General features: G+C 67.3%; 13 protein-coding genes. 8 read left to right on the top strand and 5 right to left on the bottom strand.

Annotated features, from left to right (window positions below):
* Window positions 1-38: 38 nt before the first annotated feature.
* The gene (locus tag ACZ4NB_RS27240; RefSeq protein WP_467665594.1) at window positions 39-620 is read left to right on the top strand and encodes a cold-shock protein; all 582 of its coding nucleotides are present in this window, start codon (window positions 39-41) and stop codon (window positions 618-620) included.
* A 105-nt stretch (window positions 621-725) separates the two neighbouring features.
* Here the strand turns inward: ACZ4NB_RS27240 and ACZ4NB_RS27235 are convergent, their stop codons facing one another.
* From ACZ4NB_RS27235 to ACZ4NB_RS27225, 3 genes are all read right to left on the bottom strand, one after another.
* Window positions 726-1,301, bottom strand: a complete 576-nt coding sequence (locus ACZ4NB_RS27235; protein WP_467665592.1) for a hypothetical protein — start codon at window positions 1,299-1,301, stop codon at window positions 726-728.
* Complete coding sequence (locus ACZ4NB_RS27230; RefSeq protein ID WP_467665590.1) at window positions 1,298-1,690, bottom strand: hypothetical protein; 393 nt, start codon at window positions 1,688-1,690, stop codon at window positions 1,298-1,300. The genes ACZ4NB_RS27235 and ACZ4NB_RS27230 overlap by 4 nt, the downstream gene beginning before the upstream one ends.
* 669 nt (window positions 1,691-2,359) lie before the next feature.
* Window positions 2,360-3,223: an SAM-dependent methyltransferase gene (locus ACZ4NB_RS27225; RefSeq protein WP_467665588.1), complete on the bottom strand. Its 864-nt coding sequence runs from the start codon at window positions 3,221-3,223 to the stop codon at window positions 2,360-2,362.
* A 794-nt stretch (window positions 3,224-4,017) separates the two neighbouring features.
* On the opposite strand from ACZ4NB_RS27225, the gene ACZ4NB_RS27220 reads away from it, so the two are divergent.
* The gene (locus ACZ4NB_RS27220) at window positions 4,018-4,197 is read left to right on the top strand and encodes a hypothetical protein (RefSeq protein WP_467665586.1); all 180 of its coding nucleotides are present in this window, start codon (window positions 4,018-4,020) and stop codon (window positions 4,195-4,197) included.
* Window positions 4,198-4,244: 47 nt separating this feature from the next.
* Here the strand turns inward: ACZ4NB_RS27220 and ACZ4NB_RS27215 are convergent, their stop codons facing one another.
* Window positions 4,245-5,042: a terpene synthase family protein gene (locus ACZ4NB_RS27215; RefSeq protein ID WP_467665584.1), complete on the bottom strand. Its 798-nt coding sequence runs from the start codon at window positions 5,040-5,042 to the stop codon at window positions 4,245-4,247.
* A 401-nt stretch (window positions 5,043-5,443) separates the two neighbouring features.
* Between ACZ4NB_RS27215 and ACZ4NB_RS27210 the strand changes: the two genes are divergently transcribed.
* From ACZ4NB_RS27210 to ACZ4NB_RS27200, 3 genes are all read left to right on the top strand, one after another.
* Entirely contained in the window at window positions 5,444-5,599 is a 156-nt protein-coding gene (locus ACZ4NB_RS27210; protein WP_467665582.1) for a hypothetical protein, read from the top strand.
* A 5-nt stretch (window positions 5,600-5,604) separates the two neighbouring features.
* Entirely contained in the window at window positions 5,605-5,967 is a 363-nt protein-coding gene (locus ACZ4NB_RS27205; RefSeq protein WP_467665580.1) for a transposase, read from the top strand.
* A 480-nt stretch (window positions 5,968-6,447) separates the two neighbouring features.
* Window positions 6,448-7,722, top strand: a complete 1,275-nt coding sequence (locus ACZ4NB_RS27200) for an HAD family hydrolase (RefSeq protein ID WP_467665578.1) — start codon at window positions 6,448-6,450, stop codon at window positions 7,720-7,722.
* Between the two features lie 134 nt (window positions 7,723-7,856).
* Here ACZ4NB_RS27200 and ACZ4NB_RS27195 read toward each other — a convergent pair whose 3' ends face one another.
* Window positions 7,857-9,050 (bottom strand): PP2C family protein-serine/threonine phosphatase, encoded by a 1,194-nt coding sequence (locus ACZ4NB_RS27195; protein WP_467665576.1) that lies wholly within the window; start codon window positions 9,048-9,050, stop codon window positions 7,857-7,859.
* A 162-nt stretch (window positions 9,051-9,212) separates the two neighbouring features.
* Here ACZ4NB_RS27195 and ACZ4NB_RS27190 point away from each other — a divergent pair, with 162 nt between their 5' ends.
* The 3 genes from ACZ4NB_RS27190 to ACZ4NB_RS27180 are packed head-to-tail and all read left to right on the top strand — an operon-like array spanning window position 9,213 to window position 11,931.
* The gene (locus tag ACZ4NB_RS27190) at window positions 9,213-10,118 is read left to right on the top strand and encodes a metal ABC transporter solute-binding protein, Zn/Mn family (protein ID WP_467665574.1); all 906 of its coding nucleotides are present in this window, start codon (window positions 9,213-9,215) and stop codon (window positions 10,116-10,118) included.
* Window positions 10,118-11,002 (top strand): metal ABC transporter ATP-binding protein, encoded by an 885-nt coding sequence (locus ACZ4NB_RS27185; RefSeq protein WP_467665572.1) that lies wholly within the window; start codon window positions 10,118-10,120, stop codon window positions 11,000-11,002. Before ACZ4NB_RS27190 ends, ACZ4NB_RS27185 begins: the two co-directional genes overlap by 1 nt.
* Complete coding sequence (locus ACZ4NB_RS27180; protein ID WP_467665685.1) at window positions 11,002-11,931, top strand: metal ABC transporter permease; 930 nt, start codon at window positions 11,002-11,004, stop codon at window positions 11,929-11,931. The genes ACZ4NB_RS27185 and ACZ4NB_RS27180 overlap by 1 nt, the downstream gene beginning before the upstream one ends.
* The last annotated feature ends 5 nt before the right edge of the window (window positions 11,932-11,936 follow it).

Genomic DNA, 11,936 nt, shown 5'->3' with positions numbered 1-11,936 from the left:
TCGACAACGACATTGAGGTTGCCGAACGAGCCGATCAAGTGCTGGTCTACGACCTGCCTGTAGGGCAGGACGGACTGCTCTGGCAGGACCTGCTGTCCTGGTGGCAGGAGGCTCGCAACAGCACCGACGAGGCCCAGGCGGGTCGGTCCTTGTACCGTCGCATGGCAGCCTGCCTGCCCCGGGAGTCGAAGGGGCAGCACAACCCTTTCTGGATCCACCACAGCATCTACCGAAGCCAGCTGAGTGACGTACCGGCTCTCCTGCCGGCGATACGGCTGCACTGGGACCCCAAGACCGTGCGCGAGGGCGGTGAGCGGTCCCTACAAACCTGCGTATGGACTTCCAGGGGCCGAGGTCGCCTTGGCCTGCGGCCAGTGCCGATAGCCGGTGCCGTGGCATGGAGTAAGGGATTGCTGATGGCAAAGGGCAAAGTGAAGTGGTGCAACTCTCAGAAGGGCTTCGGCTTGATCCAGCCGGACGACGGCGGCACGGAGGTGTACTTTCATTCCTCTGGCGTCGCAACCCAGGCCCACGGGATCCTGGACGATGACCAACCGGTCGACTACGAGCTCACACAGGGGCCCAAGGGCCCCCAGGCAGCGAACGTCATTCCCCGGTAGTTGGCACAGCCCGGTGGCTTGACCCACCAGTCATGCAGGGGCAGGCCACCGAGTGGAATTCGCCAACAGCATCCGAGACCGTCCGGGGCGCCGCTGTCTGCCGGGTCAGGCCAGGAGGAAGGCCGCGGCCGTCGCTGCGCCGAGGGACGCGCCGGCCACGGTCTGGGCGATGGTGTGGTACGTCAGCGCCACCCGGGACCAACAGACCGCGACAGTGAGCAGGTAGGCGAGCAGCCACCAGGGCGAGTGCACGACGGCGAGCAATGCGGGGACCGCGGACGCGACCGCGGAGTCCACGCTGATCTTCCAGACCGTGTTCACGGCGAGAAGGACGACGGTCATGGCCCACAGGGCGAGCATGGCGACGAGGATGCCGGTCGGGGCCCCGCCGAGGACCATGGCGAGCGAGCCGAGGCCGATCGACGCCAGGATGACGAAGAAGATCGGGGCCCGCTTCGTGCGGTCCACCACGTGCCGGTCACCCCACGTGCCTCTCGTCCGCTCCCACTCGATGTACCCCGCCGGGACGAGACCGGCGCACACTGCACCGAGAAGGCCCCATGGAATGCCGGTCCAGTCGCCCGCGGCCGCCAGGCCGATGCCGACCATGCCGACCACGAGGACGTTACGGGGCTGAAGAACATCAGTGACGGTCCGGGCCGTCATGGCGTAACTCGTCATGCGGCTTGTCCCCCCGGCGGCGAGCATCCTTTGCTATGGGCCGGGCTGCTCTTCTTGTACGCCCGGCCACTCGGCGGAGCCATGCGCTCTCTCCGTCCTGGTCCGTGGCCGCGGGCTGCTCGAACGCCGCGACTGGACCCGCGGGCGCCCCTCCCACCTTGGCTGCAGGCGCGGCTTTGATCCAGTATGCCTGAGCGACGGAGCGGTGGACGGCTCTCGCCCTGGCGGCCGCCATCAGGTCGTGGGACGTGATGACACAGCTTCTCGATCGCGTCTGCGACATCGTGGATCCACCTGTCGAGCCGGAGCTCGGCGTCCATGTCGCGGCGGGTCGGCTCGCGGTAGCGGGAGCGCGGCGGCTCCATCGGCATGGAGGGGAAGGCGGTCATCAGTTCGCGCCACATTGGGTACGGACGGGCGAGGGCCCACCAGGCGTGGGCCGCGTATGACGCGGAATCGTCCGATGCCTCAAACGCGACGCTTCCCGGAGGTCTTTCCGCTGGTCAGATCCGTACAGCCTTGGCCCCCGTCATAGGGGTTGTGAGAGATGAGGAACCCCCGTCGGCTGGCTCGGCGGGGGTTTCTGCGGTCAGGGGTGGGCCTGGTGCGTGGTGTTCGACGCGGTCTTGCTGTGAGCTGGAGCCAAAACGTGAGACTGGGACAGGAACTCGTGCGCTACCACCTGCTCGGGGAAGCCCTGGACGACCTGCACCACGATCTGCAGTGATCAACTGCCGCACCCACGGGTGGGACTGTTTGATCGGTGGGGCTTCTGGGGGTGTCGCCGAGCTGACTGCGAAAGTCGCCAGTAGTTGATCTTGGGCTCAGTGGGGTGACCGGCGATCGCATTGCGCGGTGCCGGCCGGGGGCGAGTCACCAGTTGCACGGGTACGCCCGCCGACATCGGGGCGGGCGAACGGGGTCCGGGCGTCGCTGTCACCTCGGGGCGAAGCAGCGCGCAGGGACTGCGAGACGGGGGAGCCCGGGCGGTCTTGTGCGACCTGACGGACACCGAGGTGCTGCTCAGGTCCGTGTCCGTCAATTCAGGTCTGTGTCCGTCAATTCTTGATGAATCCTAGTATCCGGTATTCGAGGGTGCCCTCTCGGTAGGCTCGGTACATTCGTGCGTGACGCATGATGGACCGTTCCATATCTTTTTTCAGATCGGGGTCCGTTCCTTGCTGGTGGAGTATTTCTTCTGACCATGCGTTGACGTGGAGCGCGGTTTCGGCGATCTTGTCGGTGATGAGGTGGTTCTCCGCGAGTTGGAACCCTTCGCGTTCGGCGGCCGTGATGTAGTCGGTGGCGGCTCCCATGCAGGTCCGGAACAAGGTATCGGCGAGCTCCTGGCCTCGTTGTGTGGTGTGGAAGAGGTCGGAGATGCAGAAGACCCCGCCGGGCTGCAGCACGTGCCGGGCGTGGCGGAAGAGGGTGGGGCGCGGTATATAGCAGGAACTTTCGATGCAGACAGCGGCGCCGAATGTTCGGGGAGGGTAGTCGAGGGAGAAGTCCAGGCAGGCCGTCTCAATGAGATCGCCGACCTGTGCGGCCTCGGCGTATTGCCGTACCAACATTTCGTGGTCGGGGATGTTCGTGAGCGCGGTTACCGCGAGTTGTCGCTCCTGTGCCCAGTAGATAGCCGGTCCGCCCAGGCCGCAGCCGATGTCGAGCAGTGTCCCTTCCTGTAGGGCTGAGTAGGCGTCGAGGAGTTGTGTGCTGTGGTCCAGCAAGAGTTCTTGGGCGTGGCGGAGGCGTTCTCGGATCGGTTCGGCCAGGCCGGTGGTGTCGGCCTGGCCGTCGGGGTAGTAGCCGTGGTGATAGTGCACCTTGGGCGGCGGCCCGTAGCGCATGATGATCGCATCGGTTTTGGCTTGATAGAAGTCTGGTGCGGAGGGGTTGCTGTCGGGAGTGCGCCATTGCATTGCTGGTTCGTCCTTTCTTGTCGGTGGTGATCAGCGGAATGGCTCGATGTCCTGGTGTGCTTTGCCGTGTCAGTGGTCGCGATTGATCGTCTGGTGGGGCGTTCACGGTGAGTTCGAGGACTGCGGACTGGTAGGAATAGCGGGGCAGGTGGTGCAGGGCCGCTTGGGGTTCCTGGATGGTCTGTTCGGTCGCCCAGTGGATGCCGCCGGCTTCGCTTCGGTGACGAGGTTTGCGGCGTGGCGGATCTCCGCTGGGGTGAGGCGCCCACCGCGTGCAGGCAGCCCGCCCCATCCGCCTCGGCCGGGCGGTATCCCTTGCCCTTGACGGTCTGGACGTGCACCATCACCGGACGAGGAAGGGCACGGGCCCGCTACAACACCCCCTTGATCACCCGGTGTTGTGCCCGCCGAGGGGCCCGAAGTAGGGATGCCGCCGGTATTCGAGGCAGCGGACGGCGGTGCGTACCGAGGTGTGAGAGCGGGGACCGGGAGACACCGCACTGACCGCCGCTGGGGCGGCGGGGGTGCCTGTCACGCGGGCGTGGTCTCGAATCGCTCCAGTTCCTCCACCGACGCGGGCACCCAGTGCTCACGCTCACTCACTCCCACACGACCGCCAGCGCCAACCCAAGCCTCTTCGTCCTCAGTCCGACACATCGGTCGGACATGGCGAGATTGCTTCATTGATCCCGAAGTTACGTCACAGAGCCGCAGAGGACACGACGGAGGAAGACCCCCGGCTTCGAGACTTGGAACTCGGCAGCGCTCGGGGGAATTCATGGCATCTCGCACAATTGGCCGACATCGATGCCTTCGGGCCCAGCGTGATCGAGGGCCTGCTCGCCAAGGGCCCCGTTGTGCTCACTTGCCGCACCGCCCGCCACACCACCGCCGTGACGGAAGCGGGCGTCCTGGCCGACGCGGCAGTTATCACTCCGTCGCCTGGTTGGGGCGGGACGGGGTGGTGGCAATGAGCGGTGTCCCAGTCTCCGTACCGATCTGGCTAACCCTACGAGGTTGGTCAACTGAGTAGATCCTCCACATATGAAGCGGTCTTGCCATGCTCGGGGACCTCGGAATCCGCGAAGCGGATGGTGTCTGTTCGATACCCGTTCTCCATCCCGGCGGCCCATGACTGTTGGTCTCGTACGCACCGCATGATGGGGGCCTGCGATTCGAAGGTCATTCCCAGCTCGTCCATTGTTGCGGGCAGATCCCGTGCCGCGGCGAGATGATCTTCCACCCGCGCTGCGATGCGAGCGGCCACGGCGTCGATGGATTCCTGGACTCCGAGGTTCTCGTGGTGGGCCAGGACGGTGACGAAGTTGATCGGATCGTCCTTCTCCATGTGCAGCGAGTGGATGTCATTCACCCAGCACATGATGTCGGCCGTAGCCAGGATCAGGGTCTGATACTGAGCGGACCAATAGAGCGCATCCGGCACTGTGGCACCTTCGACCATCCCCACGAGACCAAGTGTGGGGAGAATGGTGGACGCGTTGCGCCGTACGGCGATGTAGTCCCCTGTAGAAGGGACTGCTCCGGACACTCGGTAGGAGTTTTCGGCTAAATGCCCGCTGAGCCACAGGTCCAGGTTTCGGCGGAACCTTGCCACCCAGCAAGGGGGACGACCCGGAAGGGTGCGGCGTAACAGGTCCTGCAGGGCATCGACGAGAGGGTGGCGGCCATGGGCTGTTGGGCGGGGGGTATCGGCGATCAGCAGACCGAACCTCTGGCACCAGTGCCCGGCCAGTTCCTGCACCCGGCGTGACTGCGGATGGATGGCCGTGGAGAACGGAAGCCTCAGGTCCGGGATCACGTATGTGTCCATGGCTGTTAGCCCTGTACCGGCTGGTCGGCACGAGTCCGCGGATGGGCGGTCATCGGCAGTTTGCTGGGCCGAACGGCGGTGGCGATCCTTCGGGAATGTTCCCCGGACGCGCACACGACTGTGGGGTGGATGTCGCGCTCATGTGCTCCCCATATGCGCCGAGAGCGTGCCAATGTATGCCACCGTCTTTCTATCGCTGCCGTTAGTTCACGCATTCCACCCACGCGCTCGCACGCGCCTTCTTGGCGGCGCAACGCAGAGCGCAAGGGCTTGAGAGCGCAATATAGGGAGCACGGGGCTCGCGAGGTAGGGCGCTAACTCGCCAGTCCCAGATGCAGACGTGGCACACCAAAAGGCCCAATTTCCAACCCACCAGCCAGGAACCACCCATGACGGGTGAGGCAGTCGTCGGCGTGGATACCCACGGGGATGCCCATGTCGCCGCCCTACTCCTGGCCCAGCGAATCGAGCAGCTCACCGGACAGATCCGGGAACTGCAACAGCGCCTGGCCCGCTCGTCGAACGCCACGCCCCACAGCTGCTGATCCCGGTGGGCATTGGACCGGACAGTGCCGTCAGGCTGCTGATCACCATGGGGGACAACCCGGAACGCCTGGGCAGGGAGGCGTCCTTCGCCGCGTTGTGGGGGTCAGCCCGGCCGAGCCACTCCTCGGGCGGTCGGCAATACCGGCGCCTCAACCGTGGTGGTGACCGGCAGGCCAATGCCGCCCTGCAACGGATCGTGCTGACCCGCCTGCGCTTCGACCCACGCACCCAGGACTACTACGAGCGCCGCATCAAGGAGGGAAAGGCCCGACGCGAAATCGTCCGATGCCTCCAACGCTACGCTGCCCGGGAGGTCTTCCCGCTGGTCAGGGCCGTACAGTCTCGGTCCCCGTCATGGGGGCTGTAGTGAAGTTGACGGGTGCAAGATCTGACATTCCGTAGAACCTGGCCACCACGGATCCTCCACCTGACGCAGGGTTTCGAGGGCCACGCGCCGGCCGGGCGGGAGGGTCCGGGCGGTCGGTTCGGCGGCGGTCTCGATGCGTTTGAGGTTGCACCGGACCTGGACGCGGCCGTCGGCTTGCTCGAACACCGGGGCCCGCACCACGGGGCTGGCGCCCTGGGGTGTGACGTGGCGGCGGTCCACGGGGTACGGCGTGCTGAGCAGGTCCAGTGCGTGCGGTGACGACTCGCGCAGGATGCGGTGCACCGTCCAACCGTCCACCAGGACCGAAGCGCCGCCCTGCAGGGCCTTGCGGTGTGTGAGGGGGCGGAATCGCGGGCGCATACGTCACCCGGCGGTAATCTCCCCTCCAGCCACCGGGTTTGGCACCCTGACGTGCTGGTCCCGGTGTTTGTCCCACCCCTCATATGTCAAGGAGGACGCATGCGCACCAAGCGCACCCTCATCACCGGGCTGGTCGCGGTCACTGCTCTCGTGGCCTCGGTTCCCACGGCCACCGCCGTGCCCGACACGGCCCGGCAGCACGCTAATTGCCCGCAGCTTTCCAAGAGCCTCAAGTGGTACGGCGACAACCGCGCCAGGCTCCAGAAGATGATTGACGAGCGTGGCCGCTGTTCCGGCACCGGCGGTTCCCGCCCGGTCGCCGCCTTCGACTGGGACAACACCGTCGTCAAGAACGACATCGCCGACGCCACGCTCGCTTGGGCCCTCAAGCACGACAAGATCCTGCGTCCCAAGAACTGGACGGACACCAGCGCCTGGCTCACCCCGGCTGGCGGTCGCGCCCTGACCAAGGCATGCGGCACCTCCGTCCCCGTAGGCAAGCCGCTGCCCACCTCCAAGAACGCCGCCTGCGCCGACGAAATCATGGAGATCCGCAGCGAGGCCAGGACGATGTCCGGTCAGGATGCCTTCGCCGGTACGTGGGACCACCGCCGTACCAAGCCCGAATACGCCTGGGTTCCCCAGCTGTTCGCCGGACTCACTCCGGGCCAGCTCGGCTCGTACACCAAGAAGGCCCGAGCCGAGGTCTTGGCCGCTCCCATCGGCAGCGTGCAGACCGTCGGCACCCACAAGCTGGCCGGCTACATCCGCTACTACGACCAGCAGAAGGACCTCATCCGTACGCTCAAGGCCGCCGGCTTCGACGTCTACATCGTCTCTGCCTCCCCGGAGCCCATCGCCGAAGCCTGGTCCGGCGGCGTCGGCCTGGACCGCGCGCACACCATCGGCATCCGCAGCCTTGTCCGGAACGGCAAGATGACCACAGGCATCCGTGGCTGCGGCGACGTCAAGGACGGCCGGGGCGAGGTGATCCCCTACATCGACGGCAAGCGCTGCTTGATCAACCAGGAGATCTTCCACGTCAAGGGCGCCGACGCCTGGCGGCAGCAGGACCGGACGCACCGTATCGCGCTCGGCGGCGGCGACGCCGACACCGATGTGACCTTCGTCGGCGACGCCACCGGTGCCCATCTGGTCATCAACCGCAACAAGAGCGAGCTGATGTGCCGCGCCTACGACAACGCCGACGGCCGCTGGGTGGTCAACCCGATGTTCATCGACCCACTGCCCCGCAAGTCCGGGACCTACCCCTGCGCCACCGAGGGCGCCACCCGTGCCGACGGCAGCCTGGGCCCGGTGCGCCGCGCCGACGGCACTGTCGTACCGGACCAGCACGACAGCATCCACGGCTGACCGCCATGAGGGCCGCACCGTCACAGGAGGGTGCGGCCCTCGCTCCGCCAGCAGTGAGAAGACCTTCTTGAAGTCAACCGTTGGACCTGGGGTCAGAGATGGTTCGGGGCTGTCCAGGGGGCCGGCAGCACCGTTCAATCCCGCGGTTTGTCGCTGCCGGCGCGGTGGCGGAACCCATCGGCGTGGATCAACTTCCCATGGGGATGCCTTGGCGGGGGCATGCGGCGGATGGCGACGAGGGCTGCGTCGTCGGCGAGGCTTCCGCCGGTGTGAGCCAGCAGATCGCGCCGGATGTGCTGGAGCAGGGCGTCGGGAGAAGCTCCGGCCCATTGGGCGGTACGTTCCGCGAAAGGATAGAACTCGCCCTTCTGATTGCGGGCCTCGACGATCCCATCGGTGAAGAGCAGGAGAGTGTCGTCGGCTTCGAAGGTGAACACGTCGAGGGTGTAACCCGCGGGGCCCACGCCGACGCCGAGCGGGGGCGCCGGGTGCAGGCTCGGGACGGTGACAGAGCGGCCGGGGCTGAGGAGCAGTGGCGCCAGGTGGCCGCAGCTGGTCATCCGGGTGACGGCGTCCTGGTCGGGGATCTCCATGAGCAGGGCCGTGACGAAACGTTCGCCGGCCTCCTCCTCCGGTTCGAAGTCGTCCAGGTAGCGGCCGACGCTCTTCTCCAAGGTGCTGGCCAGAGCTGGCAGGCCGGTGTGCTCGTGGGCGGCTTCGCGGAAGGCACCGAGGAGGAGGGCTGCTTCTCCGATGGCGGCCAGACCCTTGCCCCTGACGTCGCCGATCATCAGGCGCACCCCGTCCTCTGTGCGGGTCGCGGCGTACAGGTCACCGCCGATCTGGGCTTCGTCCTCCGCCGCCAGATACATGCAGGCGATCCGCAGGGGGCCGATCTGCTCCGGGAGCGGCCACAGCAGGACGTGCTGCGCCGCCTCGGCGACCGACCGAACCTGCGCCAGCTGGCGTCGGTGCCGTTCACGCACCACGCAGAAGAAGACGATCAGACACGAGAGCACCGCGAGGGCGAGGACCTGGACCATCACGTTCCGTGAGGACAGCACGCCGAAATGCCAGCCGATGAACGCCTGGGCGGCCACCGCCATGAGCCCGATGGCCCCGGTCGTGCGAGGACCGGCGAACGAGGCGGTGAGCGCGGGCGCGATGACCAGCAGCGGACCGAGGTGCACGTCCTCCGGGACCATGAGGTCCACGATCGTGATCACGACAATGAGCAGCATCGGGATCGCGACCAGCGCGTGGCTTCTCTGCCACGGCTGCCGCGGACCCGCCCAGCGCGGCCACGGCCCCATCTCTCCACCATGCATCGTGTCCGGGCGATCGACGAGCGAAGACCACGGCTGCTCCGCTGCAGTGGAGGCCGGACCGGGGGTGGGCTGATAATGAAGCGATAACCGTTTCGGTTTCTCTTCGCTCGGGAGGCCGCGATGCGGGCGTCCTCGATCCGCGGCCGGGCTTCGGTCACGGGTATGGGTGTGGGTGTGGTGCTGGCGTTGGTCTGCGGCTGCGGCAGCGCCACGGACGCCGATGTGCCTGGCGGTTCCCCGAGCGACACCCGCTCCCCGGTCATTCCGGTCGTCGCCTCGACAAACGTGTACGGGGACATTGCCCGTCAGATCGGCGGCGACAAGGTCAAGGTCGTCTCGATCATCAGTGACCCGGCGCAGGACCCGCACTCCTACGAAGCCAGCACACAGAACCGGCTGGAGCTGTCCAAGGCGAAGGTCGTCGTCGAGAACGGTGGCGGTTACGACGACTTCGTCGGCCGGATGTTGGACGGTTCGAAGAACTCCTCGCCGACGGTCGTCGACGCCGTACAGGTCTCTGGGAGGGCTGCCAAGGAAGGCACGGACCTCAACGAGCATGTCTGGTACGACTTCCCGAGCATGGGGAAGCTGGCCGACCGGATCGCCGCCGCACTGGCCAAGGCCGCGCCCGCCGACGCCGACGCCTTCCGACACCACGCGAGGACCTTCAAGGAACGGCTGACGACGCTGGAAGGTAAGGAACAGCAGATCAGGGCGGCTCAAGGTGGCGCGCCGGTGGCGGTTACCGAGCCGGTTCCGCTGTATCTGACCGAGGCGAGCGGGCTGCGGAACAAGACCCCGGCCGATTTCAGCCAGGCCGTCGAAGAGGGCAGCGATGTCTCCCCGCGTAGTCTGCGCCAGACGCTGGCCCTGTTCACCGGCCACCACGTCAAGGCGTTGATCTACAACCAGCAGACCTCCAGCCCTGAGACGGAGCAGGTCAAGCAGGCGGCCGAGGAGCACGGGATCCCGGTGGTCCCGGTGACCGAGACGCTGCCCCGCGGTGAGCACTACATCGGCTGGATGACGGCCAATGTCGAAGCCCTGAAGCACGCCTTGGACACGTGATGGACCGTACCGAGGCCGTAACGCCGGTCCCCGAGCCGGGCCGGGCCCCCAGGAGCGAGAGCCGGGCGGCCGGGCCCGTCATCAGCCTGCGCGGCGGCACCCTGGCCTACGGCGACCGCGTCCTGTGGCGCGGCCTGGACCTCGACGTCCAGCCGAGAGAGTTCCTCGCCGTCCTGGGACCGAACGGATCGGGCAAGACCAGCCTGCTGCGGGTGCTGCTCGGCCGGCAGCCGCTCACCGAGGGGTCGCTGACGGTCCTCGGACACGCCCCACGTCGCGGCGGCCGGCACATCGGGTACATCCCGCAGCAGACCTCGCTGCCCGCCCACACCCTGCCGCGCGCCCGTGACCTGGTGCGACTCGGTCTGGACGGGCATCGCTGGGGCCTGCCGCTGACCCGGCCGGCGATGCGCCGCCGGGTGGATGACCTTCTGGAAGCGGTCGGCGCGACGCGCTACGCGGATGTTCCGGTCGGTCGGCTTTCCGGCGGCGAGCGGCAGCGCGTCCGTGTCGCCCAGGCGCTGGCCACCGACCCGCGGATCCTGCTGTGCGACGAGCCCCTGCTCTCCCTCGACCTGCAACACCAGCGCACCGTCGTCACCTTGGTGGAACGCCGGCTCCGCGCCGCCGAGACCGCGGTCGTCTTCGTGACGCACGAGATCAACCCCGTCCTGGGCCTGGTGGACCGCGTCCTGTATCTGGCCGGGGGCGGATTCAGGATCGGGCCACCGGACGAGGTCATGACCTCTGCGGGCCTCTCGGAGCTGTACGGCACGCACGTCGACGTCATCCGCGTCAGGGGCCGGATCGTCGTGGTCGGAGCCCCGGATGCCGGCACCGGCCACACGCACGCCGACGGGGCGGAGGAGGGAGCTGACCAGTGATCGCGCTCGGGCTCGGGCTGCTCGCCGATGGCGCGGACGACGGTGGCATCTGGCATCAGATCTTCAACTTCGACCACTACGGCGAACTGCTCGCCCTGGTCCAGAATTCGCTGCTCGCCGGGGTGCTGCTCGGGCTGGTCGGCGGACTGGTCGGGGTGTTCGTGATCATGCGGGATCTGCCGTTCGCGGTGCACGGAATCAGTGAACTCTCGTTCGCCGGCGCCTCGGCGGCGCTGCTCCTCGGGGTGAACATCGTCGCCGGGTCCATCGTGGGATCCCTGCTGGCGGCGGCAGCGATCGGCATCCTGGGTGTCCGCGCCCGCGACCGCAATTCCGTGATCGGCATCATCATGCCCTTCGGGCTCGGGCTCGGCGTGCTGTTCCTGTCCCTCTACAAGGGACGCGCGGCGAACAAGTTCGGCATCCTGACCGGCCAGATCATCGCCGTCACCACCCCGCAGATGGCCTGGCTCCTCGGGACATCCGTAGTGGTACTGATCGCGCTCGCCGTCGTCTGGAAGCCGCTGACCTTCGCCTGCGCCGATCCGGAGGTGGCCGAGGCCCGCGGCGTCCCCGTACGGGCGCTGTCCTTGGTCTTCATGCTGCTCCTGGGGCTGGCGGTGGCGCTGTGCGTACAGATCGTGGGGGCGTTGCTGGTGCTCGCGCTGCTGGTCACACCGGCGGCCGCCGCCGCACGCGTCACCGCATCCCCCGTGCTGCTGCCGGTGCTGAGTGTGGTCTTCGCGCTCTGCGCGATGGAGGGTGGGACGCTGCTCGCGCTCGGCAGCACCATCCCCATCAGCCCGTACGTCACCACCATCGCGTTTGTGATCTACCTCGCGTGCCGGCTGGTGGAGGCACGGCGTACGAAGCGGGTCGAACGGGTCGCACTCGGTTCGCCCGGCGACCCCGCACGGACGCACACTTGAGGGGA

This window comes from Streptomyces sp. NPDC026575 (assembly GCF_055567415.1).
Note: the sequence above shows the minus strand (reverse complement) of the source record. Positions and strands in the feature narration are given on the sequence as shown.